Origin of the sequence: Pseudomonas simiae (genome assembly GCF_900111895.1) — a bacterium.
Taxonomy (GTDB): domain Bacteria; phylum Pseudomonadota; class Gammaproteobacteria; order Pseudomonadales; family Pseudomonadaceae; genus Aquipseudomonas; species Aquipseudomonas simiae.
In genome coordinates this window covers 598789-624813 of record NZ_FOKB01000001.1, presented here as the reverse complement: position 1 = coordinate 624813, position 26025 = coordinate 598789, and the positions used below count along the sequence as shown (strand labels likewise).

General features: G+C 60.8%; 30 protein-coding genes and 1 riboswitch. Of the genes, 15 read left to right on the top strand and 15 right to left on the bottom strand.

Annotation, left to right across the window (positions count from 1 at the left end; translation table 11 throughout):
* Positions 1-184: 184 nt before the first annotated feature.
* Together gltX and uvrB are read right to left on the bottom strand one after the other, a co-directional pair.
* The gene (gltX, locus tag BMZ57_RS02845) at positions 185-1666 is read right to left on the bottom strand and encodes a glutamate--tRNA ligase (RefSeq protein WP_069672436.1); all 1482 of its coding nucleotides are present in this window, start codon (positions 1664-1666) and stop codon (positions 185-187) included.
* Between the two features lie 206 nt (positions 1667-1872).
* Positions 1873-3888, bottom strand: a complete 2016-nt coding sequence (gene uvrB, locus BMZ57_RS02840; RefSeq protein WP_010209048.1) for an excinuclease ABC subunit UvrB — start codon at positions 3886-3888, stop codon at positions 1873-1875.
* 344 nt (positions 3889-4232) lie between these two features.
* Here uvrB and BMZ57_RS02835 point away from each other — a divergent pair, with 344 nt between their 5' ends.
* A complete protein-coding gene (locus BMZ57_RS02835; protein WP_042571803.1) occupies positions 4233-5429 on the top strand; it encodes an amino acid aminotransferase in 1197 nt (398 codons plus the stop codon).
* Positions 5430-5529: 100 nt separating this feature from the next.
* On the top strand, positions 5530-5739 hold the full coding sequence (locus BMZ57_RS02830) for a hypothetical protein (protein ID WP_010209046.1): 210 nt from the start codon (positions 5530-5532) through the stop codon (positions 5737-5739).
* Here the strand turns inward: BMZ57_RS02830 and ptrR are convergent.
* Positions 5736-6611: a putrescine utilization regulator PtrR gene (gene ptrR / locus BMZ57_RS02825; protein WP_010209045.1), complete on the bottom strand. Its 876-nt coding sequence runs from the start codon at positions 6609-6611 to the stop codon at positions 5736-5738. The two genes, BMZ57_RS02830 and ptrR, sit on opposite strands and share 4 nt — an antisense overlap.
* Positions 6612-6715: 104 nt before the next feature.
* Here ptrR and BMZ57_RS02820 point away from each other — a divergent pair, with 104 nt between their 5' ends.
* The gene (locus BMZ57_RS02820; protein ID WP_010209044.1) at positions 6716-8098 is read left to right on the top strand and encodes an aldehyde dehydrogenase family protein; all 1383 of its coding nucleotides are present in this window, start codon (positions 6716-6718) and stop codon (positions 8096-8098) included.
* A 60-nt stretch (positions 8099-8158) separates the two neighbouring features.
* Here BMZ57_RS02820 and BMZ57_RS02815 read toward each other — a convergent pair whose 3' ends face one another.
* Complete coding sequence (locus BMZ57_RS02815; RefSeq protein ID WP_010209043.1) at positions 8159-8464, bottom strand: protealysin inhibitor emfourin; 306 nt, start codon at positions 8462-8464, stop codon at positions 8159-8161.
* Between the two features lie 14 nt (positions 8465-8478).
* Positions 8479-9543 carry a M4 family metallopeptidase gene (locus BMZ57_RS02810; protein ID WP_010209041.1) on the bottom strand — a complete coding sequence of 355 codons (1065 nt, stop codon included), beginning with the start codon at positions 9541-9543 and terminating at the stop codon, positions 8479-8481.
* Between the two features lie 128 nt (positions 9544-9671).
* On the opposite strand from BMZ57_RS02810, the gene BMZ57_RS02805 reads away from it, so the two are divergent.
* From BMZ57_RS02805 to BMZ57_RS02790, 4 genes are all read left to right on the top strand, one after another.
* A complete protein-coding gene (locus BMZ57_RS02805; protein ID WP_069672435.1) occupies positions 9672-10598 on the top strand; it encodes a DNA/RNA non-specific endonuclease in 927 nt (308 codons plus the stop codon).
* A 36-nt stretch (positions 10599-10634) separates the two neighbouring features.
* Positions 10635-10829: riboswitch (cobalamin riboswitch) on the top strand.
* Positions 10830-10933: 104 nt separating this feature from the next.
* The gene (locus BMZ57_RS02800; RefSeq protein WP_021490741.1) at positions 10934-11944 is read left to right on the top strand and encodes an ABC transporter substrate-binding protein; all 1011 of its coding nucleotides are present in this window, start codon (positions 10934-10936) and stop codon (positions 11942-11944) included.
* Positions 11941-12945: a FecCD family ABC transporter permease gene (locus BMZ57_RS02795; RefSeq protein WP_010209036.1), complete on the top strand. Its 1005-nt coding sequence runs from the start codon at positions 11941-11943 to the stop codon at positions 12943-12945. Before BMZ57_RS02800 ends, BMZ57_RS02795 begins: the two co-directional genes overlap by 4 nt.
* On the top strand, positions 12942-13706 hold the full coding sequence (locus BMZ57_RS02790) for an ABC transporter ATP-binding protein (RefSeq protein WP_069672434.1): 765 nt from the start codon (positions 12942-12944) through the stop codon (positions 13704-13706). The genes BMZ57_RS02795 and BMZ57_RS02790 overlap by 4 nt, the downstream gene beginning before the upstream one ends.
* 21 nt (positions 13707-13727) lie before the next feature.
* On the opposite strand, the gene BMZ57_RS02785 is transcribed toward BMZ57_RS02790, so the two are convergent.
* From BMZ57_RS02785 to BMZ57_RS02760, 6 genes are all read right to left on the bottom strand, one after another.
* The gene (locus BMZ57_RS02785) at positions 13728-14225 is read right to left on the bottom strand and encodes a GNAT family N-acetyltransferase (protein WP_029529085.1); all 498 of its coding nucleotides are present in this window, start codon (positions 14223-14225) and stop codon (positions 13728-13730) included.
* Positions 14222-14446 carry a hypothetical protein gene (locus tag BMZ57_RS02780; protein WP_010209031.1) on the bottom strand — a complete coding sequence of 75 codons (225 nt, stop codon included), beginning with the start codon at positions 14444-14446 and terminating at the stop codon, positions 14222-14224. Before BMZ57_RS02780 ends, BMZ57_RS02785 begins: the two co-directional genes overlap by 4 nt.
* 50 nt (positions 14447-14496) lie before the next feature.
* Positions 14497-15423, bottom strand: coding sequence for an alpha/beta hydrolase (locus tag BMZ57_RS02775; protein ID WP_010209030.1), 927 nt, complete (start codon positions 15421-15423; stop codon positions 14497-14499).
* Positions 15423-15863: a tryptophan-rich sensory protein TspO gene (tspO, locus tag BMZ57_RS02770; protein WP_021490746.1), complete on the bottom strand. Its 441-nt coding sequence runs from the start codon at positions 15861-15863 to the stop codon at positions 15423-15425. The genes BMZ57_RS02775 and tspO overlap by 1 nt, the downstream gene beginning before the upstream one ends.
* A gap of 130 nt (positions 15864-15993) precedes the next feature.
* On the bottom strand, positions 15994-16563 hold the full coding sequence (locus tag BMZ57_RS02765; RefSeq protein ID WP_010209024.1) for a nucleotidyltransferase family protein: 570 nt from the start codon (positions 16561-16563) through the stop codon (positions 15994-15996).
* A 68-nt stretch (positions 16564-16631) separates the two neighbouring features.
* On the bottom strand, positions 16632-16865 hold the full coding sequence (locus BMZ57_RS02760; RefSeq protein ID WP_010209023.1) for a hypothetical protein: 234 nt from the start codon (positions 16863-16865) through the stop codon (positions 16632-16634).
* Between the two features lie 298 nt (positions 16866-17163).
* Here BMZ57_RS02760 and BMZ57_RS02755 point away from each other — a divergent pair, with 298 nt between their 5' ends.
* The 4 genes from BMZ57_RS02755 to BMZ57_RS29960 are packed head-to-tail and all read left to right on the top strand — an operon-like array spanning position 17164 to position 19843.
* Positions 17164-18147, top strand: coding sequence for a DUF1852 domain-containing protein (locus BMZ57_RS02755; RefSeq protein WP_042571807.1), 984 nt, complete (start codon positions 17164-17166; stop codon positions 18145-18147).
* A 27-nt stretch (positions 18148-18174) separates the two neighbouring features.
* On the top strand, positions 18175-19203 hold the full coding sequence (locus tag BMZ57_RS02750; protein ID WP_045791822.1) for a methionine synthase: 1029 nt from the start codon (positions 18175-18177) through the stop codon (positions 19201-19203).
* Positions 19203-19721 carry a flavin reductase family protein gene (locus BMZ57_RS02745; protein ID WP_010209020.1) on the top strand — a complete coding sequence of 173 codons (519 nt, stop codon included), beginning with the start codon at positions 19203-19205 and terminating at the stop codon, positions 19719-19721. The genes BMZ57_RS02750 and BMZ57_RS02745 overlap by 1 nt, the downstream gene beginning before the upstream one ends.
* A complete protein-coding gene (locus BMZ57_RS29960) occupies positions 19718-19843 on the top strand; it encodes a hypothetical protein (RefSeq protein ID WP_258189334.1) in 126 nt (41 codons plus the stop codon). Before BMZ57_RS02745 ends, BMZ57_RS29960 begins: the two co-directional genes overlap by 4 nt.
* A 58-nt stretch (positions 19844-19901) precedes the next feature.
* Here BMZ57_RS29960 and BMZ57_RS02740 read toward each other — a convergent pair whose 3' ends face one another.
* Complete coding sequence (locus BMZ57_RS02740; protein WP_029529083.1) at positions 19902-20510, bottom strand: LysE family translocator; 609 nt, start codon at positions 20508-20510, stop codon at positions 19902-19904.
* Between the two features lie 112 nt (positions 20511-20622).
* On the opposite strand from BMZ57_RS02740, the gene BMZ57_RS02735 reads away from it, so the two are divergent.
* From BMZ57_RS02735 to BMZ57_RS02725, 3 genes are all read left to right on the top strand, one after another.
* Positions 20623-21486: a LysR family transcriptional regulator gene (locus BMZ57_RS02735; RefSeq protein ID WP_010209013.1), complete on the top strand. Its 864-nt coding sequence runs from the start codon at positions 20623-20625 to the stop codon at positions 21484-21486.
* A gap of 53 nt (positions 21487-21539) precedes the next feature.
* Positions 21540-21902, top strand: a complete 363-nt coding sequence (locus BMZ57_RS02730; RefSeq protein WP_021490749.1) for a hypothetical protein — start codon at positions 21540-21542, stop codon at positions 21900-21902.
* Positions 21903-21971: 69 nt separating this feature from the next.
* On the top strand, positions 21972-23219 hold the full coding sequence (locus tag BMZ57_RS02725; protein ID WP_047540561.1) for a hypothetical protein: 1248 nt from the start codon (positions 21972-21974) through the stop codon (positions 23217-23219).
* A gap of 39 nt (positions 23220-23258) precedes the next feature.
* On the opposite strand, the gene BMZ57_RS02720 is transcribed toward BMZ57_RS02725, so the two are convergent.
* Entirely contained in the window at positions 23259-23981 is a 723-nt protein-coding gene (locus BMZ57_RS02720; protein WP_010209009.1) for a BPL-N domain-containing protein, read from the bottom strand.
* Between the two features lie 131 nt (positions 23982-24112).
* A complete protein-coding gene (locus tag BMZ57_RS02715) occupies positions 24113-24739 on the bottom strand; it encodes a glutathione S-transferase family protein (protein WP_010209008.1) in 627 nt (208 codons plus the stop codon).
* A gap of 130 nt (positions 24740-24869) precedes the next feature.
* Between BMZ57_RS02715 and BMZ57_RS02710 the strand changes: the two genes are divergently transcribed.
* Positions 24870-25325 (top strand): VOC family protein, encoded by a 456-nt coding sequence (locus BMZ57_RS02710; protein ID WP_069672433.1) that lies wholly within the window; start codon positions 24870-24872, stop codon positions 25323-25325.
* Here BMZ57_RS02710 and BMZ57_RS02705 read toward each other — a convergent pair.
* Positions 25303-25929: a TetR/AcrR family transcriptional regulator gene (locus BMZ57_RS02705; protein WP_010209000.1), complete on the bottom strand. Its 627-nt coding sequence runs from the start codon at positions 25927-25929 to the stop codon at positions 25303-25305. The genes BMZ57_RS02710 and BMZ57_RS02705 overlap by 23 nt on opposite strands.
* Positions 25930-26025 lie beyond the last annotated feature (96 nt).

The following is a 26025-nucleotide window of genomic DNA, read 5'->3' as shown; positions in this document are numbered from 1 at the left end:
TGCCATGCAAGCGCTCTCCCAGCTGAGCTATAGCCCCTCATCGGTGAGGACGGGGCGAATCTTAATGGCGCTTTGGAAGTGTGTCAAATTTATTTTCAACAATTTCCAAAATTTTTTGCCGGGATAACAATCACTTACCGGTGAAACCCCGGAAAACCGGGGTTTCGCCGTTTCAACCGCATGCTCAGCCGATAGCGCCCAGCAGCTTTTCCCACTCTTTGTTTTCTTTCTTCGACACACCACCAAGCAAATCAAGGGCTTGGCGCAGACGGAAACGGGTCAGGTCCGGGCCGAGGATTTCCATCGCATCGAGCACCGACACCGAACTGGCCTGGCCGGTGATCGCGGCAAACATCAGCGGCATGGCATCGCGCAGCTTCAATTCCAGAGACTCCACCACCGCCTGGATCGTCGCGGTGATCGCATCCTTCTCCCACTGGCGCAGGCTTTCCAGCTTCCACAGGATCAATTGCATCAACTGACGAACCTGGTCGCCCGAGAGTTTCTTGGACTCGAACAGCTTGGGATCCGGACTAACGCCCCCGGCAAAGAAGAAGCTGGCCAACGGTGCGACCTGGCTGAACGTCTCCACCCTGCCCTGCACCAGTGGCGCAATCTTCATCATGTACTCAGGGTTCAGCGCCCACTGCTGCACGCGGCTGGCGAATTCATCCACCGGCAGGTCACGCAGCCATTGGCCGTTGAGCCACGACAACTTCTCGATGTCGAAGATCGGCCCACCCAAGGACACGCGGGACAGGTCGAAGTTGTCGACCATTTCCTGCAGCGAGAACTTCTCGCGCTCGTCCGGCATCGACCAGCCCATGCGGCCCAGGTAGTTGAGCATCGCTTCCGGCATGAAGCCCATGCGCTCGTAGAAAGTCACCGAGGTCGGGTTCTTGCGCTTGGACAGTTTGCTCTTGTCCGGGTTACGCAGCAGCGGCATGTAGCACAGCTGCGGTTGTTCCCAGCCGAAGTACTCGTAGAGCAGGATCAGTTTCGGCGCCGACGGCAGCCACTCTTCACCGCGCAGCACGTGGGTGATGCCCATCAGATGGTCGTCGACCACGTTGGCCAAAAAGTACGTCGGCAGGCCGTCGGTCTTCATCAGCACCTGCATGTCCATGCGGTCCCACGGGATTTCGACGTCACCGCGTAGCATGTCCGGCACCACGCACACGCCTTCGCTTGGCACTTTCATGCGGATCACATGGGGCTCGCCAGCGGCCAGGCGACGGGCCACTTCTTCCTTCGACAGCAGCAACGCGCGGCCATCGTAGCGCGGGGTGTCGCCACGGGCCTGTTGCTCGGCGCGCATCTGGTCGAGTTCTTCGGCGGTGCAGAAACACGGGAAGGCATGGCCCATGTCGACCAATTGCTGGGTGTACTGCTTGTAGATGTCGCTGCGCTCGCTCTGGCGATACGGGCCGTGCGGGCCGCCGACGTCCGGGCCTTCGGCCCAGGTAATGCCCAACCAGCGCAGGGCATCGAAAATCTGCTGTTCCGACTCGCGGGTGGAACGCAGTTGATCGGTGTCTTCGATCCGCAGGATGAATTCACCGCCGTGCTGCTTGGCAAAGCAGTAGTTGAACAAGGCGATGTAAGCAGTGCCAACGTGGGGATCCCCAGTAGGCGATGGCGCGATGCGCGTGCGGACGGTGGTCATGGCAGGTCTCGAATGGGCGATAAAACTGAAAATTGAAACAAGGGGGGAATGGTAACAGCCTGGGGCGGTTGGGCTCCAGCCTGGGTGAATCCGGGAGACCGAGGCGCGGCCATCGCAGGCAAGCCAGCTCCCACATTTTGATTTGTGAATACAGTCAAATGTGGGAGCTGGCTTGCCTGCGATGAGGCCAGTCCTGTCAGCGCAGATCAAACAGCCAAAAGACGCTCGCGCAACTTGCCGATCTCATCGCGCGTCTGCGCCGCCGCCTCAAACTCCAGATCACGCGCCAACTGGTACATCTTCTCTTCCAGCTGACGGATCCGCTTGGTGATCTCACTCGGCGAGCGCAATTCGTTCTCGTACTTGGCGCTTTCCTCGGCAGCCTTGGCCATGCCTTTGCGCTTCTTGCTGCGCGAGCCCGGCACAGTGGCGCCTTCCATGATGTCGGCAACGTCCTTGAACACGCCTTTCGGGGTGATGCCATTTTCCAGGTTGAACGCGATCTGCTTGTCGCGACGCCGCTGGGTCTCGCCAATCGCCCGCTCCATGGAACCGGTGATGCGGTCCGCGTAGAGAATCGCCCGACCGTTGAGGTTACGCGCCGCTCGGCCGATGGTCTGGATCAGCGAGCGTTCAGAGCGCAGGAAGCCCTCCTTGTCCGCATCGAGGATCGCCACCAGCGACACTTCCGGCATGTCCAGGCCTTCGCGCAGCAGGTTGATGCCTACCAGCACATCAAAGGTGCCCAGGCGCAAGTCGCGAATGATCTCTACACGCTCCACGGTGTCGATGTCCGAGTGCAGGTAACGCACGCGCACGCCGTGGTCGGCCAGGTAGTCGGTCAAGTCTTCGGACATGCGCTTGGTCAGCGTGGTAACCAACACCCGCTCTTCCAGGGCTACGCGCTTGGTGATTTCCGAGAGTAAATCGTCGACCTGGGTCAGTGCAGGGCGGATTTCGATTTCCGGGTCGACCAGGCCTGTCGGCCTTACCAACTGCTCGATCACGCGCCCGGCGTGCTCGGCCTCATAGTTACCCGGCGTGGCGGACACAAAGATGGTCTGCGGGCTGATGGCTTCCCACTCGTCAAAACGCATCGGCCGGTTATCCAGTGCCGACGGCAGGCGGAAACCGTACTCCACCAGCGTTTCTTTGCGGGAACGGTCGCCCTTATACATCGCGCCCACTTGCGGCACGCTGACGTGGGACTCGTCGATTACCAGCAGCGCGTCAGGCGGCAGGTAATCATATAGCGTCGGCGGCGGCGCACCGGATTCGCGGCCCGACAGGTAGCGCGAGTAGTTTTCGATGCCGTTGCAGTAGCCCAGTTCCAGGATCATCTCCAGATCGAAGCGGGTGCGCTGCTCCAAGCGCTGGGCTTCCACCAGCTTGTTGTTGGAACGCAGGTACTCCAGGCGCTCGGCCAACTCGACCTTGATGCCTTCAATGGCGCCCATCAGGGTTTCACGCGGGGTCACGTAGTGGCTTTTCGGGTAGAAGGTGAAGCGCGGCAACTTGCGGATCACCTCGCCTGTCAGCGGGTCGAAGGCCGACAGACTCTCGACTTCATCGTCGAACAGCTCGATGCGGATCGCTTCCAGGTCGGATTCCGCCGGGTAGATGTCGATGACATCGCCGCGCACGCGGAAGGTGGCACGGGCGAAGTCCATGTCATTGCGCGTGTACTGCAGGCTGGTCAGTCGGCGCAGCAGCTCGCGCTGGTCGAGCTTGTCGCCGCGATCGACGTGCAGGACCATCTTCAAATAGGTTTCCGGGCTGCCCAGGCCGTAGATGCACGACACTGTGGTGACGATGATCGCGTCCTTGCGCTCCAGCAAGGCCTTGGTCGCCGACAGCCGCATCTGTTCAATGTGATCGTTGATCGACGCATCCTTCTCGATGAAGGTATCGGAGGACGGCACATAGGCTTCGGGCTGGTAGTAGTCGTAGTAGGAAACGAAATACTCCACCGCATTGTTCGGGAAGAACGCCTTGAACTCGCCATAGAGCTGCGCGGCCAGGGTCTTGTTCGGCGCCAGCACCAGGGTGGGCCGATTGATCTGCGCAATCACGTTGGCAATGCTGAAGGTCTTGCCCGACCCGGTCACCCCGAGCAGCGTCTGGTGGGCCAGGCCGGCTTCAATGCCCTCGACCATCTGGCGAATGGCTTCCGGCTGATCGCCAGCGGGTTCAAAGCGGGTGACGAGTTGGAAATCCGACATAACGTACCTCGTGTGGTCACCCCCAGACTGTAAACCCGTCGAGGACGAAATAGACCGCCACCCGCGAAGACTCAGAGCGGATAGTAGGAAAAAACCATGATAGACATATAAGTGGTGGCGAATGTCATGGGTTTCAAGGCAATCGTCATACACGCCCTTACCAATCAATGTTGCAATAAGACTAACGGTCGGCAAATAAACCGAAAAACTTGGCCGAAAAGCCATTTCGGCTGTCGCCCTTGGCGGTGATGGCCTCTATACTAGCTCCCCGTTTGTGCACCGCTCTAGTGCATTCGGCTGGAGCGCGACACGTCCCTCCTATCCCCCATAGAGCTGCCGCAAAAATGAGCCTGTTCTCCGCTGTCGAAATGGCACCACGCGATCCTATCCTGGGCCTCAACGAAGCATTCAACGCCGATACACGAACCACCAAGGTCAACCTTGGCGTGGGCGTTTACTGCAACGAGGAGGGGAAGATTCCACTCTTGCGTGCCGTTGCCGAAGCGGAAGCCATTCGCGTGGCGCAACACGCCGCCCGTGGTTACTTGCCGATCGACGGCATCGCAGCCTACGACAAGGCCGTGCAAACCCTGCTGTTCGGCGCTGAATCGCCACTGCTGAACGCTGGCCGCGTCACCACCGTGCAAGCGGTAGGCGGCACTGGCGCCCTGAAGCTGGGTGCAGACTTCCTCAAGCAGTTGCTGCCAGACGCCGTCGTCGCCATCAGCGACCCGAGCTGGGAAAACCACCGCGCGCTGTTCGAAACCGCTGGTTTCCCGGTGCAGAACTACCGCTACTACGACGCCGCCACCCACGACGTGAACCGTGCCGGCCTGCTCGAAGACCTCAACGCCCTGCCGTCCCAGTCCATCGTGGTGCTGCACGCCTGCTGCCACAACCCGACCGGCGTCGACCTGAGCCCGGCCGACTGGCAGAACGTGCTGGACGTGATCAAGGCCAAGAACCTGGTGCCATTCCTCGACATGGCCTACCAGGGCTTTGGCGACGGCATCCACGAAGACGCTGCCGCCGTGCGCCTGTTCGCTGAATCGGGCCTGACCTTCTTTGTGTCCAGCTCGTTCTCCAAGTCGTTCTCGCTTTACGGCGAACGTGTGGGCGCACTGTCCATCGTCGGCGACTCCAAGGAAGAAAGCGCGCGCATCCTGTCCCAGGTCAAACGCGTGATCCGTACCAACTACTCCAACCCGCCAACCCACGGCGCGGCGATCGTTGCAGCGGTGCTGAACAACCCTGAGCTGCGTGCCCAGTGGGAAGCCGAACTGGCCGAAATGCGCCTGCGCATCCGTGGCATGCGCGAGCAGATGGTGGCCGAACTGGCCAAGGCAGCTCCGGGCCACGACTTCAGCTTCGTCGGTCGCCAGCGTGGGATGTTCTCCTACTCTGGCCTGACCGTTGAGCAAGTCACCCGCTTGCGCAGCGAGTTTGGTATCTATGCCCTCGACACCGGCCGTATCTGTGTGGCGGCGTTGAACCAGTCGAACATTGATGCAGTCACAAAGGCGATCGTTCAGGTGCTGTAAACCTGCAGCGGTTGCACCAGAAGGGGAAGCCTATGGCTTCCCCTTTTTCGTATCCAGCCCCTAGACTGAACCTTGACCGCCCCTTCGCTGTGAGAATGCTATGAGAAACGATGACCTGGACCTGCGTGCCGACCGTGACGAACTGGATGACTACGCCCCACGCGCACCGCAACCCAAGCCTCAAAAGAGCCTGGTGCTGCAAGTGGCGCTGGGCGTCTTTCTGGGCGGCCTGGCGCTGTGGCTGGTGCAATTGGGTGCGACCGCACTGATGGCAAAGCTGGCGATGGGCACCCTGCAATTCGGTGGCTAAGCCGCACGGATGGCGCCCTGCTCCTCCAATAACTTCACGAAACTGTTCAAACTCTGCGACACCGTCCCCCGCCGCCAGATCAGCCAGGTGTGCAGGATCCGGAAGTTGTCCATCAGTGGCCAAACACTCACCGCCGCCGACCCCGGCATGCTGTCGAGCATGCTGCGCGGCATCAGCGCGAGGCCCGCGCCGGCGCTGACGCAAGCGAGCATGCCGTGGTAGGACTCGATCTCGAAGATCTTGCCCGGCACCGCGCCGTCCTGTGAAAACCAGCGCTCCAGGTGATGCCGGTACGAGCAGTTGGAGCGAAAGGTGTAGATGCTCTCCCCGTTCACGTCCTGCCCACGAGTGATCGGCGCGTGATGCAGCGGCGCAATCACCACCATCTCTTCCTCAAACACCGCCACACCTTCCAGGGTCGCGTGCAATAGCGGGCCGTCGACAAACGCTGCCGTCAGCCGCCCCGACAACACGCCTTCGATCATGGTGCCTGAAGGCCCGGTACTCAGGTCCAACTCGACCTTGGTGTGTTTCTGGTTGTACGCCGCCAGCAACGCCGGGATACGCACCGCCGCCGTGCTCTCCAGCGATCCCAGGGCAAACGCACCCTGGGGCTCCTCCCCCGCGACTGTCGCGCGGGCTTCCTGCACCAGGTCGAGGATGCGCCGCGCATAACCGAGGAAATTCCACCCGGCCGGTGACAGGCGCAGGCGGCTTTTCTCGCGGATGAACAACTCCACACCGAGGTCCTGCTCCAGTTGCTTGATGCGCGTGGTCAGGTTCGACGGCACGCGATGAATCAACTGCGCGGCGGCGCTGATGCTGCCTTGCTCGGCAACGGCCTTGAAGATTTCCAGTTGCACCAGGTCCAAATCATTCTCCAATCGTGAATGTATTGCTTAATATTATTCAGTTTCCAGAAAAGATATAGCCCAGTACGCTGAACTCAACCTAATTCACTCAGCAGGACGGTGCCATGAACGCGACTACCCACGCCCTCTCGATCAACCCGGCCAACGGCGAAACGGTCGGCAGCTATCCGTATGAAACCGCGCAGCAACTGGACGCCGCCCTCGACCGCTCCACCCTCGCCTTCCGCGCCTGGCGCCGTCAGCCGGTCAGCCAGCGCGCCGAGTTGCTGCTGAGCCTGGCCAGCGCCCTGCGCGAACAAGCCGAAGACATGGCGCAGATGATCACCCTGGAAATGGGCAAACCCATCGCCCAGGCCCGTGCCGAAATCGAAAAGTGCGCGCAACTCAGCGAGTGGTACGCCGCCCACGGCCCGGCCATGCTCGCCCCGGAACCGACCCTGGTGGACAACGGCAGTGCGCAGATCGAATACCGCCCGCTAGGCCCTATCTTCGCCGTGATGCCGTGGAACTTCCCGGTGTGGCAAGTGCTGCGCGGCGCCGTACCGACGATGCTGGCCGGCAATACCTACGTGCTCAAACACGCGCCAAACGTGATGGGCAGTGCCTATCTGATCCAACGAGCGTTCCAGAAGGCCGGCTTCGCCGAAGGTCTGTTTGAAGTGGTCAACGTGACCAACGACGGCGTGTCCAAGGCCATCGCCGATCCGCGCATCGCCGCCGTCACCCTGACCGGCAGCGTACGTGCAGGCATCGCCATCGGCTCTCAGGCCGGCGCCGCGCTGAAAAAGTGCGTGCTGGAACTGGGCGGGTCCGACCCGTTCATCGTACTCAACGACGCCGACCTCGACGCCGCGGTGCAAGCGGCGCTGATCGGTCGTTTCCAGAACAGCGGCCAAGTCTGCGCCGCCGCCAAGCGCCTGATCATCGAAGAAGGTGTGGTGGAGGCTTTCACCGTCAAATTCCTGGAAGCCAGCCGCGCTCTGGTGATGGGCGACCCGACGTCAGCCGCCACCTACATCGGCCCGATGGCACGCTTCGACCTGCGCGACGAGCTGCACGGCCAGGTCCAGGCGACCTTGGAAGAAGGCGCCACCCTGCTGCTGGGCGGCCACAAAGTGCCCGGCGCCGGCAACTACTACGAACCGACCGTGCTGGCAGACGTCACCGACCAGATGACCTCGTTCAAACAGGAACTGTTCGGCCCAGTCGCCTCGATCATCACCGCCCGTGATGCCGACCATGCGGTGGCCCTGGCGAATGACAGCGAGTTTGGCCTCACGGCCAGCATCTTCACCACCGACTCCGCGAAGGCACGGGACATCGCCAATCAGCTGGAAACCGGCGGCATCTTCATCAACGCCTTCAGCGTCTCCGACCCTCGGGTGGCATTTGGTGGCGTGAAAAAGAGTGGTTTCGGACGCGAGCTATCGCACTTCGGCGTGCGGGAATTCTGCAACGCCCAGACGGTGTGGCTGGATCGCAAGTAAATCAAGCGACATCGGTGGCAAGGGGGCCTGTCGAACCGTCCCGCTAGACCTAAAGCGGCCTCAACAGCGAATATGCCGTCGCACGCACTGCACCAGCCCATCCAGCGCCTGTGACTTCACCGGCGCGAGCACGCAAACGGTGTGCTCGCGCTCGTCGTCCTTTACCGTCACGGTGTAATGCACTTGGCCCGGATTACCGGGGGCAGGCGCATTGCTGGGCGGCAGTTGAAAGAAGTCGCAAGCCTCGACAAGCTGCCGCAGCTCCTGTTGTTCCTGCTCCGGCAGCGTGTCCAGTTCCACCGTCTGTGGCTTGGCCAGGCCCGGAAAAAAACCGGGCCCGCCGTTTTCCTTGATTGAAATTTGCATGGCCGTTCCTCTCGTCAGACAGCAATGCCGACCGCCTTCCAACCGTCCTTGACCGCTTTCTGTTCGTCCTTGTTAGCGCCGTAGAGTCGGCCTGCAATATCGTAAGTAATGCGCGCAAAGCGCAGGAAACCCGAGTTGGGCCGCAGCCGCGCATCACGCAGCGCGTCATACCAGATGCGCCCGGCGCGCTCCCAGGCGAACCCGCCCAGTATGGTCGCCACCTGGTAGAACGCATGGTTGGGAATGCCGGAGTTGATATGCACCCCGCCATTGTCCTCGTAGGTCTGCACAAAATCATCCATGTGCCCGGGCTGGGGGTCCTTGCCCAGCAGTTTGTCGTCAAACGCCGTGCCGGGGGCTTTCATCGAGCGCAGGGCGGTGCCTTTGATCTTTTGGGTGAACAGCCCTTTGCCGATCAACCAATCGGCGTCTTCCGCACGTTGCTTCAACGCATACTGCTTGATCAGCGAACCGAACACGTCCGACAGCGATTCATTCAACGCCCCGGACTGGTTGAAATACATCAGTTTGGCCTCGTCCTCGGTGACGCCGTGGGCCAACTCATGGCCAATCACGTCGAGGGCCACCGTAAAGCGGTTGAACAACTGCCCGTCTCCATCCCCGAACACCATCTGGGTCGAGTTCCAGAACGCATTGTTGTAGTTCTGGCCAAAGTGCACAGTGGCGTCCAGCGCCATCCCGGCATCGTCGATGGAGTTGCGATCGAAGACCTCGTCGAAAAAATCGAAGGTGGCGCCCAAGCCATCATAGGCCTCGTCCACCGCCGCATCACCACTGGCGGGCTGCCCCTCGCCACGCACCAGCGTGCCCGGCAGGCTGTCGGCGCCCTCGGCGCTGTAGATCGAGCGGCGTTTATCGGCCCCCATGGCCAGGGCCATATGCGCCGGTCCCTTGGCAGGCACGGCGACCATCCGTAGCGAGCGGAACGTTGTGTCCTTGGCGCGGGTGCGCAACGCGACCTCCCGTTGCGCTTTGTCCCCGTTGCGCGCGATCTGGTCGAGCATATAGGGCGGGATCAGGCAGAAAATCGGATTACGATTCGGCTGGCGAACACACATTGGCTGGCTCCATTTGGCAGGTAACAACGTCCGGGTCATCGATTCAGGATAGCCTCCAGGGGTTATCGCGTGTCATCAATTGTCATTAACCTATGTTGCAGTCGTGTTTATCCAAGGAGGACTGACCGATGCCCGCACGTAAAGCCAAAATCGACCTTTCATACCGCCCCAGGCTCGCTGACCTGCGCCCATTGATCGCACCGAGCCCCACATTGCTGGAGGCACGAGCCGCGACGCCCCGCGTCACCTCGGCCAACGACTTGAAGGACCGACGCGGCTACGCTGAGGACTTTCTCGGCAGCTTCGGGGTGCCCTGGCCTACGGTTGAAGAGACCTTGGCCGGCGATGTCCAGAAGCGCCTGGACTACACGCACTTCTCGATAACGATGTCACGCTCGAAGCGGCTCGCGCTGTATGTGGGCGTCAACATCGATGGCGGGCAGCATATGGACATCATTCGCAGCAACGACACCTGGGCCTACGACGGACGCCTGCCCATTGATGCGCAGGTGGGCGAAGCACTGTATGCCAGCAACGGCCTGGATCGCGGCCACCTGGTGCGCCGACAAGACCCCAACTGGGGCGACGCGGCGCAAACCGCCAACTTCGACACCTTCCATTTCACAAACTGTTCACCGCAGATGAGCGGGTTCAACCAGAAAACGTGGCTGGAGCTCGAAGACTACATCCTCGACAACACCCAGCGCTGGAAAGCCCGAGCCACCGTGTTCACCGGCCCGGTGTTCGCCGACGACGACCGGGTGTACCGGGGCGTCCAGATCCCCAAGGCGTTCTGGAAAGTGGTCGCCTACCTCAGCGATGACGGCAAGCCTTCGGCCAGCGCCTACATGATCGACCAGAGCCGCGAGCTGGGCCAGCTCGACCTGGTGTTCGGCCAGCTCAGGACCTACCAGCGCAGCGTGATTCAGATAGAACGCCTCACCGGCCTGCGTTTCGCCAACCTGGCCGACTACGACGGCTTCAGCAACGAAGAACGCGCCACCGGCACGCGGATTGAAGCGCTGATACAGGGGCCTGAAGACATTCGTCTCTGACCGGGCGTGCCTCGGGCTATATCGCCCCGCCCTAATCAACTACCATACCGCGCCGGTTCCCAAACGGGACTAATAGGGAATCCGAAGCGCGGTACACCCTCGCCAATCGGAACTGCCCCCGCAACTGTAGGTGCTGAGCCTGCTCCCTGATGCCACTGGACCTTGTCCGGGAAGGCCGGAGCCTGGCGACGACGCATCAGTCAGGAGACCTGCCGGCCCAAGCTCAATTACCAACCGGCGGGGTGTCCGGGAAGGACATTCTTGCCTGTTTTTCTAGTGCAGCGCTTAAGGGTGTATTTCCGAATGGCACGTACGGTTCATTCGGAGATTGCCCCATGCTGCCACGCGTTACCGCCCTGCTCACCGGCCTGGGCTTCTGTGCCCTCGCCCAAGCCGCGCCCACCCACTACCCACTGACCGTGGAAAACTGCGGCAGTCGCCTGACCTTCCAGCAAGCCCCCGCCCGCAGCGTGACCATCGGCCAGGCGGCCACCGAGATGCTCTACGCATTGGGCGTGGGCGACAAAGTGGTCGGCACCTCACTGTGGTTCAACAGCGTACTGCCGCAGTACAAGGTGCAGAACGACGGCATCGAGCGGCTAGCCAACAATGAGCCGAGCTTTGAAGCCGTGATCGCCAAGCGCCCGCAGCTGGTGGCCGCCGAGCTGGAGTGGGTGGTCGGGCCCCAGGGCGTGGTCGGCACCCGCGAGCAATTCCATGAACTGAAGATCCCCACTTACCTGCTGCCCTCCGACTGCGAAGGCAAGGACAACCTGGTAGGCGCCGACGGCACACGGCTGGAGCCGTTCCGAATCGAGACGATCTATAAAAGCATCAGCCAACTCGCCGAGATCTTCGACGTACAGGCGCGCGGCCAACAGTTGAACGACGACCTCAAGGTACGCTTGGCCAAATCTGTTGCCACCGTGCAAAGCAAAGGCCTCAAGCAAGCCAGTGCCTTGGTGTGGTTCTCCAGTTCCGAGATGGCCAGCGATCCTTACGTGGCCGGCCACAAGGGCATTCCAGAGTTCATGCTGGAAACCCTCGGTCTGCACAACGTGGTGCAATCCGATGAAGAATGGCCCGCCGTCGGCTGGGAAACCCTCGCCAAGGCCAACCCGACCTTTCTGGTGATCGCACGCATGGACCGCCGCCGCTACCCCGCCGACGACCATGAAAAGAAACTGGCCTTCCTGCGCAGCGATCCCGTGACTCGCAACATGGACGCGGTGAAAAACAACCGCATCATCATCCTCGATGCCCTGGCGCTGCAGGCCAGCATCCGCACGTTCGACGGGCTTGAGCAACTGGCCACGGCCATCGACGGCTACGACCTGCCCAAATGACGCGCACCCTACTCGCCCTGGCCCTGCTATTAGCCGCCCTACTCGCGGGGGTGGCGATCGGCGAAACCGCCATCTCGCCGCAAGTCGTGCTCCAGGTGCTCGCCAACAAACTGTGGGCGGCCAGCTACGTGCTTGACCCCATCGACGAAGGCGTGGTGTGGAACTACCGCCTCACCCGCGCCCTGGTCGCCGCTGCGTGTGGCGCCGGGCTGGCGACGTGCGGGGTGATCCTGCAATCGCTGTTGCGCAACCCACTGGCCGATCCCTACCTGCTGGGCATCAGTGCCGGCGCTTCGACTGGCGCGGTGCTGGTGGCGTTGATCGGCGTGGGCGGCGGGTTGATTTCGTTGTCGGCGGGCGCGTTTGTTGGCGCCATGGCGGCGTTTGCGCTGGTGATCCTGCTCGCGCGCGCCAGCGGTTCGGCCAGCGGCACCGGCCAGATCATTCTGGCGGGCATTGCCGGCTCGCAGTTGTTCAATGCGCTCACCGCCTTCCTGATCACCAAATCCGCCAGTTCCGAACAGGCGCGCGGCATCCTGTTCTGGCTGCTCGGCAACCTCAGTGGTGTGCGCTGGCCCTCGGTGTGGTTAGCGGTGCCGGTGGCCGTCGCAGGCTTGGCGGTGTGCCTGTGGCACCGCCGTGCGTTGGATGCGTTTACCTTCGGCAGCGACTCGGCAGCGTCCCTCGGCATTCCGGTGCGCCGGGTGCAATTTGTGCTGGTGGGCTGCGCGGCCCTGGTGACGGCGGTGATGGTGTCGATTGTTGGCTCCATCGGCTTTGTCGGATTGGTAATCCCCCACGCCGTGCGCCTGCTGCTCGGCACCGGGCACTCGCGCTTGCTGCCGGCCAGTGCGTTGGGCGGCGCGTTGTTCTTGATTGCAGCCGATGTACTGTCGCGCACCTTGATCAAAGGCCAGGTGATTCCGGTCGGCGTGGTCACGGCGCTGGTCGGCGCGCCGGTGTTTGCGCTGATCCTCATTGGCCGGAGGAATGCGCGATGACAGTACTGAGCTGCAGAGGGTTGGGCTTCAAGGTGCGTGAAGCGCAGTTGCTGCGCGATATCCATCTGGACGTGCAGCCGGGCGAAACCCTCGGCATCGTCGGGCCGAACGGCTCCGGCAAATCCACCTTGCTCAAGCTGCTCGCCGGGCTGCGCACGCCGGCGTCCGGCGAAGTCTTACTGGGCGGCCAACGCCTGGGCAAGCTGTCGCGCCGCGCCATCGCGCAGCAGCTGGCGGTGGTGGAACAGCAGGCCGACACCGACGACGCCATCCGCGTGTTCGACGCGGTGGCGCTGGGCCGCACTCCATGGTTGTCAGCGCTGAGCCCGTGGTCCGGCGAAGACGACGCCATCGTCAATCAGGCCTTGCGTGACGTCGACGCCACCCACTTGAGCCATCGCGCCTGGCGCAGCCTCTCGGGCGGTGAACGCCAACGCGTGCACATCGCCCGTGCGTTGGCGCAGCGGCCGCAGATCCTGTTGCTGGATGAGCCGACCAATCACCTGGATATCCAGCATCAGCTCGGCATTTTGCAGGGCGTGCAAGGGTTGCCCGTCACCACCTTGATTGCCCTGCATGATCTGAATCAAGCGTTGACCTGTGATCGGCTGGCGGTGCTGGATCACGGGCGGTTGGTGGCGCTGGGTAAACCACTGGAGGTCCTGACGCCGCAGCGTTTGCAGGAGACGTTTGGGGTGCAGGCGCACTACCTGACGGACCCGTTCGATGGGTCGCAGATACTGCGCTTGCGCCCGAACTGATCAGGGCATTCAACTGTTGTGTTAGAGGGCGCGTTGCATATGCGTCGTGCGCCACACCGGGTCCGCGTCCACATCCACTACCTCGAACCCCTGTCGAAGCCAAAAATCAATCGCCCCCGGTAAAAACGGATGGGTGTGCAGGTACATCACCGCGACCCGATCCTCTTTAGCTTGCACCTCCAGCGCACGGTACAACTCGCCCGCCAGACCACAGCGGCGAAACGCCGGCAGCACAAACAGGCGCACCACCTCCACGGTCTTGCGGCCCTGGTAATTCAACTGCGGGAAACGCCCGTCATAGGGCAGATAGCCGATGCCAGCGACGATCTGGCCCTCATCGCGAGCAACAAGAAAATGCCCATCGCCCTGCAGGTAGGTCGCCTCGAAATGCGCCAGGTCCGCCGGCACTCCCGTCGCGCTGAGCGTGGGGAAAAGCTCGGCGCGGGCGCGCAGCACGAACCTCATGACCTCAGGGATATCCGCCGCTGTGACTGCCTGAATACTCGGCCTTGGGCTCATGCAACCTCGATCTGCGTAATCCCCATCACCTGTGCCTGCTGCAGAATTTCATCCGGCGTCGCATCCGCAGGCGGCAGGATCAAACCATTTTCCGCATCGCCGAAATGCAACTGCAGCAAGTGCAACGCCGCTTCATGCACCGGCAGTTGGGGTTGCTGGAGTGCGAACACGTGGGTCCGCGGTTCGTCGTTGAACAGGTAGTTGAGGGTGTATTCGCGCATAGGGGAACCCTTGTTATGGAAGATGAACAACCTGACCAACCGATCAACTTTTAAGTTCCAGGCCCATTCACACGATGCCTTATCCACTGGCGACTATAGGCAAGCACACTCGCCCCCATTGCCACCGGAAAATGAATAAAGCCATGCGCCGCCTCCGGCAACAAATGCGCTTCTGCCCCCGGCCACCGTTCAGCGATCAACAGCGTGTCATCCTTCAACGGGTCCAGTTCACCCACAAACATCAACGCCGGGGGCAGGCCTTCAAAGTCGCCATACAACGGTGACAACGGCGGCTGCCGACGCATGTCATCGCTCAACCCCGGCGTGAGCATGCGCAGCGCCTCGACCATGCCCGGCCCGTCCAGCAATAAGGTGTCCGGCCCTGCCATGCGCACACTGGGTGTGCCGGTCAGGTCATAAACGCCGTAATACAACATCGCGCCGCTCACCCGCTGGAGCAACGCCGGCCATTGCTTCAACCCCAGTAAGGTCGCCGCGGCCAAATGACCACCGGCCGATTCGCCGACGACGATCACCGGCAGGTCGGCAAATTCCTCGGTGGTGAGCAGCCAACGCGCCGCCGCCAGGCAGTCGTCCATCAGGCCCTCGATCGGTGTGTCGATCGCCAGCCGATAATCCACCGACACCACTGCCACGTCGCAGGCATTGACCAGGCCCAGGTTGAGGTCGTCATCCATCTGCGCGTTGCCGATCACCCAGCCGCCGCCGTGGATATCCAGCACCACGCCTTTGGGCTTGCCCCTTGGGCGCAGGATGCGCACGGGCACTGAGTCGGCGCAGTGGGTTTCAGCCAGAGGGGCTTTCTTGATCTTTTGACTGACCCGCAACAGCGCCTGGATCAAACGCGGCGTGACCCGATTACGGATCTTGAAGCGCGGCAACCAGGCGAGCTTTTGATTGAAGCGGCGCATCTCGACCCGTTCTGTCTCACTGGCGGGCCAGGGTTGATAAGCCATCAGCGATTGTTCCGCAGGATCGAGAAGTTCAGCGCCGCCGCCACGCACAGCCACGCCAGGTACGGGAACAGGATCAAGCCGGTGATCAGGTCCAACTGCACCGCCAACACCACCATCGCCGCGACGGTCAGCCACAGCACCGCCAGAATCACCATCCCGGCCAGGAGGCGATGAGCACCGAAGAACACCGGCGTCCACAAGGTGTTCAACGCAATCTGCGCCGCCCACAGCGCCAACACGGTTTGGCTGCCAGGCATCAGGCTCAGGCGATAGCCGGCCCAGGCCAGCAGCAGGTAGATGAGCGTCCACGCCACCGGGAACAGCCAATTGGGCGGGGTGAAGCTGGGTTTGACCAGGGATTCGTACCAGGCACCGGGTTTAAAGAGCATGCCGGTACTGGCAGCGGCGGCGCAGGCGAGCAGGAAAATGAAGAACGTCATGAGCGGTCCTTGGCTGGGCATTTCAAGCTTTGACGTGTTGTATGCAGGTAAAAGTTCACTGCGGATCAACAGGTGGGAACTGGCAATGCCGGGCCACTTTATCGCCTGGCCTGGCGCTTTCGCAGCCTCGCTAAAGCCAGGCAGGCTCCACAATCCTTAACCCAGGCCAGCGCGCCTTATAACTGCGGGCCTTCTGCATAAACAACTCAGGCTCCGGATGCACCGGGTTGATGCGCAGTACCCCCTGCTCCACATCCTCCAGCCCATAGGGCGCGTACACCTCGCCCGTCGCAATCTCCAGGCCGATGCAGGTGCCCGCGACCAGATACCGGTCGATGCCCTGTTTGGCCGTGTGCAACTGCGGATAAGGCCGACCAAACCGCTCGCCGTACCAGAGATGAACCCGTGCCTGATTTTTGACTTCCACATTCACGCCCAGGTCCTGAAACAACACCTCGGCCGCACGGATCACCGCGTCCTCAGCCTCGTAGGACAGGTCCGTATCAAAGTAGAAAACGTCGTAGTCCTTGATGCCCTGGGCAGCAGGCAGGTTCGACTGATGATTCCACACCGCCTGGAACAGGCAGCCCGCCGTGAGAAAGCACTGGTCCACCCCGAGGTCAGGCAGGCGCGCGGTGATTTCGGCGTTGATGGGGTTGGCCATGGCCAGGTTGAGCAAATCGTCGACGGTCAATGTCATGGGCATTCCTTTCTATCGGGCCAGCGTCAGGCACCCACTCTAGCGCACCCTCATGACAGGACTAGCACCTAGCCGTTCAATTCAGTTGCCCGGTGACTCGCCGCGTCGTCGTAGGCCACATACAGCGACTCGGCGACCTGGCTTTTGATCGCCTTGGTGGATTCCAGCCCGAGAACAAAACCTTCGGCCTTGCCACCGGCGCGGTTGAGTGCTTCGTGGGTGGCAGCGCCGGTGATGGCGTCGAGGAGTTTGCTGGCGTGCGGGCCTACGCCTTTAGGGAGGGAAATCTGGTCGATGGACATGGGCGATACCTTGCAAGAGAGAGATCGGTAGCGCGTGGAACCACTGCCGGGGAGGCATGGTAGACCGGTTTGCACAGAAATGGGCTGGTTTTGATGCTGGCACCGGCAACGACGTCTTCAACGGACATGCACCATCATGAGGAGGGCTAAAGGTTCAGTGAAATCAATTCAGTTTCACTCACGTTATAGCCCTGCCTAAAATACACCTTACTTAAAGACAAGTTATAGACCGCTGAATAAGCACCTGAACACTCAATACCTTCAGGTTCTATCGCGGCAAAAAGGGTGTGGTATCACTATGAACAAAGAGTTTGCATTTACGGTCAAGAGCATTCGTTTCGACGAACACTACCACCCCGCCGAAAATACGCGCATCACCACCAACTTTGCCAATTTGGCGAGGGGCGCGAGTCGTCAAGAAAACTTGCGCAATACGTTAAGGATGATTGACAACCGTTTCAACGCCTTGGCCCACTGGGATAACCCAAAAGGCGATCGTTATTCTGTCGAACTTGACATCATTTCCGTTGAAATGGACATCGATGATCAACGTAGCGGCCATGCCATTCCGTTGATTGAAATATTGAAAACCCATATTGTCGATCGAAAAACCAACGAGCGCCTGCCAGGCATTGTCGGTAATAACTTCTCCTCTTACGTGCGCGACTATGACTTCAGCGTGCGCTTGCTGGAGCACAACAAGCACCAGCCCCACTTCAGCACACCCGCTGACTTTGGGGAGCTGCACGGAAAGTTATTCAAGAGCTTCGTCAACTCAAGCACTTATAAAGAACACTTTAACAAGCCGCCCGTCATCTGCCTGAGTGTGTCGAGTGCCAAGACCTATCATCGCACTGAAAACCTGCACCCTGTACTGGGCGTCGAATACCTGCAAGATGAATACTCCCTGACGGATGAATACTTCAAGAAGATGGGGCTGAAAGTTCGCTATTTCATGCCTGCCAATAGCGTGGCGCCCTTGGCTTTTTACTTTGCTGGCGATGTGCTCAGCGACTACACCACGCTTGAGCTGATCAGCACCATCAGCACTATGGACACCTTCCAGAAGATTTACCGCCCGGAGATCTACAACGCTAACTCTGCAGCCGGCAAATCTTACCAGCCCAGCCTGCAACACCAAGATTATTCATTAACGCGGATTGTATATGACCGCGAAGAACGCAGCCGACTGGCCATTGAACAGGGCAAATTTGTTGAGGAAAACTTCATCAAGCCCTACCAGTCGGTGCTGGAGCAATGGTCTGCCCACGGCGCGCGTTGATTCATTTAAAAGACAAGGTCACCCCGAATGAAAAAGTTATTACCTACTTCAACGGCCGGCAGCTTGCCTAAACCGTCCTGGCTTGCACAACCCGAGACACTTTGGTCGCCCTGGAAACTGCAAGACGAGGCCTTGATCGAGGGCAAGCAAGATGCGTTGCGCTTGTCCCTGCAAGAACAACAAAACGCCGGCATTGATATCGTCAGTGATGGTGAACAAACGCGCCAACACTTCGTCACCACCTTTATCGAGCACCTCAGCGGCGTTGATTTCGAGAAGCGTGAAACCGTCAGAATCCGTGACCGTTATGAGGCGAGCGTCCCGACGGTGGTGGGTGCTGTCACGCGTCAAAAGCCTGTGTTTGTCGAGGACGCCAAGTTCCTGCGCCAGCAAACCCATCAACCGATAAAGTGGGCGCTGCCAGGCCCCATGACGATGATCGATACGCTGTATGACAACCACTATAAAAGTCGCGAAAAACTGGCTTGGGAATTTGCCAAGATCCTCAATGAAGAAGCCCGCGAACTGGAGGCGGCAGGTGTGGACATCATCCAGTTTGACGAGCCGGCCTTTAACGTCTTCTTCGATGAGGTGAATGATTGGGGCGTTGCCACCCTGGAAAGGGCCATCGAGGGCCTTAAATGTGAAACCGCGGTGCACATCTGCTACGGCTACGGCATCAAAGCCAATACCGATTGGAAAAAGACGCTGGGCTCCGAGTGGCGGCAATATGAAGAGGCGTTTCCCAAGCTGCAGCAATCCAGTATCGATATCGTCTCGCTGGAATGCCATAACTCCCATGTGCCCATGGAACTCATCGAACTCATTCGCGGTAAAAAAGTGATGGTCGGTGCCATTGACGTGGCCAACCACGCCATTGAAACACCGGAAGAAGTCGCCAATACCCTGCGCAAAGCCCTGCAGTTCGTGGATGCCGACAAGCTTTACCCGTGCACCAACTGCGGCATGGCCCCCCTGCCCCGCCGTGTGGCACGCGGCAAGCTGAATGCGTTGAGTGCAGGCGCTGAAATCATCCGCCGAGAACTGTCGAACTGATGCCCACCCTGTCACGTCCCCGTGCGGCCATCGAGCCCTTGAGTTTTCGCGAAGCGCTCGGGCACTACGCCTCCGGCATCACGGTGATTACATCGCACATCGATGGCGAGCCGATTGGCTTCACCTGCCAGTCGTTCTACAGCGTGTCGATGAACCCACCGCTGGTGTCATTCAGCGTCATGGCCAGTTCCGCCAGCTACCCCAAAATCCGCCAGGCCGGTCGATTCGCCGTCAATATCCTCTCGGGTGCGCAGGTCAGGATCTCCAACCAGTTCGCGCGGCGCGGCACCGACAAGTGGCACGACGTCGACTGGCAGGCATCGCCGCTGGGCAACCCGATCATCGCCGGCAGCCTGCATTGGCTGGACTGCGACATTCACGCCGAACACGCCGCCGGAGATCACCTGATCGTGATTGGCGAAGTGAAAGCACTGAACCTGCAAGAGGCGGAAGCGACGCAGCCGTTGCTGTATTTCAAAGGGCAATATTGCAACATCGCCGCGCCTGACGTGGTTTGAGCCTCTACTCACGCCGCCGTGACTGCACCTACGGCAACGCCAGCGTCATCGTCAGCGATGAAGAACACCTGGTGAAACGCGTGATGCAATTGACCGCCGGCCAAGGCGTTTATCTTGGATGAGCTGGCGTCGGGCGCGTTGTCGCCGGTGATTGCGAAGAAACAAAGGGAAGCCTTGCCCTCAGCTGTGAATGGGCAGCGCCAACCCAAACACCACAAAGAACCCACCGCAGACTTTATTGAACCGTCGCCCGCTACGCGCCAGCCAAGGTCGAACCCGGTGTGCGGCGCTGGCCACTGTGTATTCAACGACAAACTCAACGACAGCGTAAGTCAGCGCAATGGTGGCCGTCTGCGCGATGAGGCTTCTGTGCGGGTCCAGGAAAGGTGGAATAAACGCGGTAAACAGCAGCAATGCCTTGGGGTTTGAAATGGCCGATACCAGTCCCTGACGAAACAGCGACCCACTGCTCAGCGTCGGGGCGCCGGCCGCGTCCAGGCTGACCGGGGCGGATCGCCACAACCCGAAACCCAACCAGATCAGGTACAGCCCACCAGCCACTTTCAAGGCGGTAAACCAGGTGGCGGAGGCCTGGATCAACGCGCCCAGGCCCAGTGCGCACAGCATGAGCACAAAGGCAAAGCCGAGCACGCCTCCGCTGATAGTGAACAGGGTTTTGCGGCTGCCATGGATCGCGCCATGGGTCAGCGCCAACAACGCATTGGGGCCAGGCACTACCGCTATGCCACAGCAGGTGAACAGGTAGAGCAACCAGGTCTCGAAGGGCATGATCAGGTCCGGCAACGGTGGATTCAAGCCCGTATCCTGCGAGCGAACGGCTATCATGAAAAGCGCATAATTCACTACACAGCCATTCGATAAACGAATAGAGGTAAACCGCATGCCTTCCAGTGATTTGCAGATCGATTGGCTCAAGTGCTTTGTGGCGGTGGTGGACGCCGGTTCGCTGTCGGGCGCGGCCCATGAGGTCAACCGTTCGCAGTCCGCCGTCAGCATGCAAATGAAGAAACTGGAGGCCGCGCTGGGACGGCCTTTGTTGAACCGAGGCCCGAGGCACCTGCAGTTGACCGATGACGGCCAGACATTGCTGGGCTTTGCCCGTCGCATGCTCGCCTTGCACGCCGAAACCCAGGCGGCGTTTCATGGTGAAGCCTTGACCGGGCGCATTCGTCTCGGGGTCGCGGAAGACTATGCGGCAAAGTACCTCACGCCGGTGCTCAAGCGTTTTGCGCCGCGTTACGCCGGTGTGGACATCGAACTGACCTGTGAACAGTCCACCGCACTGATCCCACGCGTGCGCAGTGGTGACCTTGATCTGGCGCTGGTGTCCAGGGACTCGCCGCACAGTGGCACCTTTCTGTTCAAGGAACCGATGGTGTGGGTAGGCTCGCCTCAGTTCGAACTGTGGCGCCGGGACCCGGTGCCTATCGCCGTCTACGAAAGCGCCAGCCTGGCTCGCCGGTATGCGGTGAATTCACTGGCCCAGCAGGGGCGTCAGTTCAAGGTGGTGTACAACAGCTCCAGCCTCGCCGGCCAAGTGGCTGCGGTTGAGGGCGGGCTCGCGATTGCCGCGATTACTCAGTGCACGGTGCAGCCGTCACTTCAGGTCTTGGGCAGCGAGCACGGTTTGGGGAATATCGAGCCGATGGAGGTGTCGATTCTACGCAGCCGGGCGTCTCGCGGGTCGAAGGCGGTCAATAGCCTGCATGGGTTTATCATCAGTGCGCTAAGAATTCAGCCCTAGCCGTCACCTGCACCCTGTTAATCTGCGGTGCCTGCCTTCTTTCGGAGCTTTCTGTGACTTCATCAAAACGCGACAGCGCCCGCATCGAACGTCGCCTTGTCGCCACCCTGACCGACGCTTGCGAAACCGCCAAAGCCGAAATCCCAGGGTTTGAATGGCTGACCCACACCGTCAACTACGCCGACTTCCCCCACAGTCTGCGCATCACTTGGGTCTTCGACACCCGCGCCAACCAGGCGCATGCCGTGGCCACGGGGCTGGATGCACGTCTCCGCGAGCTGACCGCCACCGCGCTGCACGACGCCGAGATCCCGCCTGTACATTTGGCGCGTTGTGTTCACGTTGATTCTGAAGAAGCCTGCCATGCTCAGCACGGCGGCAATTGGCGTTTGCGCCTGACGCGCTCAGCCAACTAGAGCCTGGCGCCCAACTGCTGGATAATGCCTCGCCCTGTTTCTCGCCCGCCGATAAGGAAGTCCTTTCCCATGAAGTTGCCGTTTTCCGCTGCCCTGCTCGCATCTGCCCTGCTGTCGCCTTCGATTGCCCAGGCCGACGACGCTGCGTTGGTCGACACGCTCAAGGCCTTCACCCGCTGTGACGAGACGTTCTTCAGCCGTCTGAACACCCACCGTGACGCCTGGCAGGCCTATGCACCGCTCAAGCAGGAAAAGGACTTCGCCTGGATCGCGGTGCGCGATCGCACCGACCCCAAGGCCACTGCGGTGCCGGTGAGCGCGCCAGCCATTGCGGGGTTGAAGCTGCTGTCCTACAACGACGAGGTCAGCGATCTTGGCCCGTTGGGCCTGTATTATTTCTGGGGTTTCACGGTGGACGGCAGTCTTGATGACGTCGCCCAGCGCTTCGCGGCATTGCTGGACCAACCGGGGGCGCTGCAAAAAGGCGAGGGGCAATACACGCGCAGCGAGTTGAAGGTGGGCAACAGTTGGCAGGCGATCAAACCCATGCCGGGCAAGGCACCGGGGCTGCGCAATGTGGAACGGGTGCTGATCGTGGAGCCGGAGGGCAAGTATTCCCGTGTGAGCTGTTCGGTGCAGGGCGGCGTGAATGCCGGGTTGCTGGCGCTGTTGCGGCCGGACATTGCGCCGGTGGATTACCCGCGCACCGTGGCCGACACTAACCTCGCCGATGTGCCGGTGCCGCCCAACGTGCTCCAGGGCCTCGACTCGCCGCTGTTGCAGCCCAAGTTCAAGACGTTGAGCTACACCTACCTGTCAAAGAATGGCGCGGGCAAGGACGCACCGATCACGATCAGGTTCAAGGCCGAGGGCGGTTTGCTGGTGAAAAATGAAGCCTACGGCAGCGCCTTCAATGTGGACCGTTTGATGCTGGCGGACCTGATCCAGCTGAAATCGAAAATGAACGGTGTGGGCGACGGCCAGGTGCTGCAGACCCGCGAGGCCGAGGTGAAACTACCGACGAGTTGGGCGCCGGGCCAGACCTTGAGTGCCCATCTGCAGATGGCCAATGTACCGGTCAAGCCCACCGACAAACCGACCGAAACCACCTTGACCTGCAAGGTGGGCGAGCGCTTCCCGGCGCGCCAGGTGTTTGCGTCGCTGACGGGCGATGCGATCCGGTTGGCCTGCGAGCAGGACGGGTATTCATCGTCCCGCGCGTTTATCGAGGACCTGGGCGTCGCGCTGACGCTGGAGTCGACGTCGAGCCAGACCCACTATGTGAATGAAATCCAGACGCTGGACGTGGTGCGCTGACGCAGGTTGGTCTGACCACTGCAAAGGAATAGGTGGGTCTCAAAAGCTGCGGATCAGCGAGCCGAAAAGATCCCCTTCAGGCATCTTGCTCAACGGAATATCAGCATTCTCGAACCACGCTTGCCCGGCCTCGGGATGCGGGCCACTTAGCACCACCACGCCTTTCTCATAGGTGTACCGCGCCGCCGCCACATCACCGTTGCGGTAGGTCGCGATGGTGGTGTGTGACCCTTTGGGAAAGTACGGGCCGTCCTGGAAGAAGACGTGGTCCACCTTGCCCGCCCAGGTGACCTGAACGGCGGCATCGGCAATGCCAGGTACTTCAAAACCGGGACGACCGGCTTCTGCGTCGAGGTCCTGCGGGATCAAACCGAGATTGCTGTCATCCGCCAGGTAGGCGCCCATGCACAACCCCAGGTAGCGCCCACCGTTGGCAACATAACCACGGATGGCCTCGCTGCGCGCCTCTCCCAGGCTGCGCAGGGCGCCGGGGATGTCCTGGCCGCCGCCGGGTTGCACGTAAAGGTCATAGCGCGCCAGGGTTTGCGGCGTGATGTCGATCGACTCATCCGCGCCCACAAAATCAATGTGGTAGTCAGGGTTGAGGCGTTGCAGGGCTTTTGCCACGTTTTCGGAACAGTCGTCACAGCCCGCCGGCCCCCGGTAAATGGCGACGTGGGTGATAGGCGTGCCGGCCTCGGCCGGTGACGGCAGCAACAGGGCAAAGGCAAACAACGTGGCGGCGATGGCTCGCAGGTTCATGGCGTACGACTCCGGTTTGGACACCGCCAAGCCTATAGCGATTGCCCCGTTCAATTCGTTAACAGTTGTAACCACTGCGACGAGAAATGAACGGAGCCCCGCTGCTGCTTTAAAACGTCACGCCGGGGCCTTTATTTGGCAAACGCATACTCCCCGCCCTGCTCCACTGCCTTGCGATACGCAGGTCGCGCCTGGAATTTCTGCACCCACGCCGCCAGGTTCGGATAAGCCTGCAACTTGCCCTGGGCCTTGGCGATTTCACCGATAAAGCTCATCTGGATATCCGCGCCGCTCAGTTCATCGCCGAGCAGGTAGCTTTTATCCGCGAGCACGTCGTTCAGGTAACCAAGGTAGTTGGCCACTTCCGATTCGATACGCGGATGCAACGGCGCGCCAGCCTCGCCCAGGCGGCCGACGTAGAGGTTGAGCATCAGCGGCAACATGGCCGAACCTTCGGCAAAATGCAGCCATTGCACGTATTGGTCGTAGGTGGCGCTGGCCGGGTCCGGCTGCAGGCGGCCCTGGCCGTGGCGGCGGATCAGGTAATCGATGATGGCGGCGGACTCGATCAGCACCCGGTCGCCGTCTTCGATCACCGGGGATTTACCCAGCGGGTTGATCGCCTTGAGTTCCGGTGGTGCGAGGTTGGTTTTCGGGTCGCGCTGGTAGCGCTTGATCTCGTAGGGCAGGCCGAGTTCTTCGAGCAGCCACAGGATGCGTTGCGAGCGTGAGTTGTTGAGGTGGTGGACGATGATCATTGAGTGCTCCGCGGGGCGAGAGGGGTGTCTTGGAAACAGACTACGCCAGCCTCCGCGAGTGCCGACAAATTATTTTCTGCGTGACGGACGCCGTGGTTACCATGGGGATCGGTTCGGAAGGGGACACACCATGGATCTGAAATTCAGCCACGTCGACATACTGGTCGAAAACCTTGAGGAAGCCTGTGCCTATTACGCACGCATCCTCAATGCACGCCTCTCCAAGACCTTGGTGTGGGAACGCGGCGGCCTGCATGTGCGCTATGCCGTGGTGCTGATGGGGCAAGAACGCTTCATGCTGGTCCAGCCGATCGCCGGGAACCTGCGCGAACTGTTGGATGCTCACGGCGAAGGCATGATTTATCGCCATTGCTACACCACGCCGGACATCGAGATCGCCTATGACCAGCTGATCGCCGCGGGTGTGCAGCCTGAGAACGAGAACGGCGTGCCTCTGGCCCGCGAGCATCTGCAGTCACCTTCCGGGGGGCGCATTATCTGGCTGCCCAAACGCTTTGGGCATTTCTCCATGGAGATCCTGGAAGAGGCGACGCTGGAGGCGTTTATTCTGGAGGCGTTTGACTGATCGAGGCCCACGCCGCCTGCGCCAGCAATTGCGCGTAGTGATTCGGGCTGTGCTTGACCCGGCCGGATAACCACGCACGGGCGTAGCTTTCCGCCGAGCCGATGATCAGCGACAGCAACAATTCAGCCGGGATATGGCTGAACGCCTCACGGCGGCCTTCGCCGCTCATCCACTCGGTCAATTGCGCATTGCGCTGCTTGTTGCGGGTGAGCAGTTCGTCCTTGTGCGGGCCGTTGGCCACGGCGAAGCGGCTCTGGAACATAAAGCGCGCCCACTCGGGTTGCGCATCCACCCACTCCACATAACTGCGTACCAGCGCTTCCACCCCCGCCTGAGCGGTTTGTGCCTGCTTGAGGTGTTGTTCTCGCAGTGCGGCCTGATCGTCCAGCGCGGCAAAAAACAGCGCGGCGACGATGCCTTCCTTGTTGCCGAAATGATGGTAGATGGCGCCCACACTGGTCTCGCACCGCGCGCGGATGGTTTCGATATTCGTCGCTTCGATACCGACTTCGTTAAAGCTGGCCAGGGCCTCGCGCAGGATGCTGCGCTTGAGGTCGCTGCGCCGGCTCGGGAAGGTGCGCTCGATCAGATCAGGTGCGTGCATGAAGTGGCTCGCCAAATGTGCGGAGTCTAAAGGTACAGCCGCCTGCAGAGAAGGCATGGCTTGACACTCGCGCAATTTACAGAATATTGTTCTTTT

Excerpts from the sequence above, each read along its gene's own strand:
- gltX (WP_069672436.1), bottom strand. The coding sequence starts at position 1,666 with ATGACCACCGTCCGCACGCGCATCGCGCCATCGCCTACTGGGGATCCC.
- uvrB (WP_010209048.1), bottom strand. The coding sequence starts at position 3,888 with ATGTCGGATTTCCAACTCGTCACCCGCTTTGAACCCGCTGGCGATCAG.
- BMZ57_RS02835 (WP_042571803.1), top strand. The coding sequence starts at position 4,233 with ATGAGCCTGTTCTCCGCTGTCGAAATGGCACCACGCGATCCTATCCTG.
- BMZ57_RS02830 (WP_010209046.1), top strand. The coding sequence starts at position 5,530 with ATGAGAAACGATGACCTGGACCTGCGTGCCGACCGTGACGAACTGGAT.
- BMZ57_RS02820 (WP_010209044.1), top strand. The coding sequence starts at position 6,716 with ATGAACGCGACTACCCACGCCCTCTCGATCAACCCGGCCAACGGCGAA.
- BMZ57_RS02815 (WP_010209043.1), bottom strand. The coding sequence starts at position 8,464 with ATGCAAATTTCAATCAAGGAAAACGGCGGGCCCGGTTTTTTTCCGGGC.
- BMZ57_RS02810 (WP_010209041.1), bottom strand. The coding sequence starts at position 9,543 with ATGTGTGTTCGCCAGCCGAATCGTAATCCGATTTTCTGCCTGATCCCG.
- BMZ57_RS02805 (WP_069672435.1), top strand. The coding sequence starts at position 9,672 with ATGCCCGCACGTAAAGCCAAAATCGACCTTTCATACCGCCCCAGGCTC.
- BMZ57_RS02800 (WP_021490741.1), top strand. The coding sequence starts at position 10,934 with ATGCTGCCACGCGTTACCGCCCTGCTCACCGGCCTGGGCTTCTGTGCC.
- BMZ57_RS02795 (WP_010209036.1), top strand. The coding sequence starts at position 11,941 with ATGACGCGCACCCTACTCGCCCTGGCCCTGCTATTAGCCGCCCTACTC.
- BMZ57_RS02790 (WP_069672434.1), top strand. The coding sequence starts at position 12,942 with ATGACAGTACTGAGCTGCAGAGGGTTGGGCTTCAAGGTGCGTGAAGCG.
- BMZ57_RS02785 (WP_029529085.1), bottom strand. The coding sequence starts at position 14,225 with ATGAGCCCAAGGCCGAGTATTCAGGCAGTCACAGCGGCGGATATCCCT.
- BMZ57_RS02780 (WP_010209031.1), bottom strand. The coding sequence starts at position 14,446 with ATGCGCGAATACACCCTCAACTACCTGTTCAACGACGAACCGCGGACC.
- BMZ57_RS02775 (WP_010209030.1), bottom strand. The coding sequence starts at position 15,423 with ATGGCTTATCAACCCTGGCCCGCCAGTGAGACAGAACGGGTCGAGATG.
- tspO (WP_021490746.1), bottom strand. The coding sequence starts at position 15,863 with ATGACGTTCTTCATTTTCCTGCTCGCCTGCGCCGCCGCTGCCAGTACC.
- BMZ57_RS02765 (WP_010209024.1), bottom strand. The coding sequence starts at position 16,563 with ATGACATTGACCGTCGACGATTTGCTCAACCTGGCCATGGCCAACCCC.
- BMZ57_RS02760 (WP_010209023.1), bottom strand. The coding sequence starts at position 16,865 with ATGTCCATCGACCAGATTTCCCTCCCTAAAGGCGTAGGCCCGCACGCC.
- BMZ57_RS02755 (WP_042571807.1), top strand. The coding sequence starts at position 17,164 with ATGAACAAAGAGTTTGCATTTACGGTCAAGAGCATTCGTTTCGACGAA.
- BMZ57_RS02750 (WP_045791822.1), top strand. The coding sequence starts at position 18,175 with ATGAAAAAGTTATTACCTACTTCAACGGCCGGCAGCTTGCCTAAACCG.
- BMZ57_RS02745 (WP_010209020.1), top strand. The coding sequence starts at position 19,203 with ATGCCCACCCTGTCACGTCCCCGTGCGGCCATCGAGCCCTTGAGTTTT.
- BMZ57_RS02740 (WP_029529083.1), bottom strand. The coding sequence starts at position 20,510 with ATGCCCTTCGAGACCTGGTTGCTCTACCTGTTCACCTGCTGTGGCATA.
- BMZ57_RS02735 (WP_010209013.1), top strand. The coding sequence starts at position 20,623 with ATGCCTTCCAGTGATTTGCAGATCGATTGGCTCAAGTGCTTTGTGGCG.
- BMZ57_RS02725 (WP_047540561.1), top strand. The coding sequence starts at position 21,972 with ATGAAGTTGCCGTTTTCCGCTGCCCTGCTCGCATCTGCCCTGCTGTCG.
- BMZ57_RS02720 (WP_010209009.1), bottom strand. The coding sequence starts at position 23,981 with ATGAACCTGCGAGCCATCGCCGCCACGTTGTTTGCCTTTGCCCTGTTG.
- BMZ57_RS02715 (WP_010209008.1), bottom strand. The coding sequence starts at position 24,739 with ATGATCATCGTCCACCACCTCAACAACTCACGCTCGCAACGCATCCTG.
- BMZ57_RS02710 (WP_069672433.1), top strand. The coding sequence starts at position 24,870 with ATGGATCTGAAATTCAGCCACGTCGACATACTGGTCGAAAACCTTGAG.
- BMZ57_RS02705 (WP_010209000.1), bottom strand. The coding sequence starts at position 25,929 with ATGCACGCACCTGATCTGATCGAGCGCACCTTCCCGAGCCGGCGCAGC.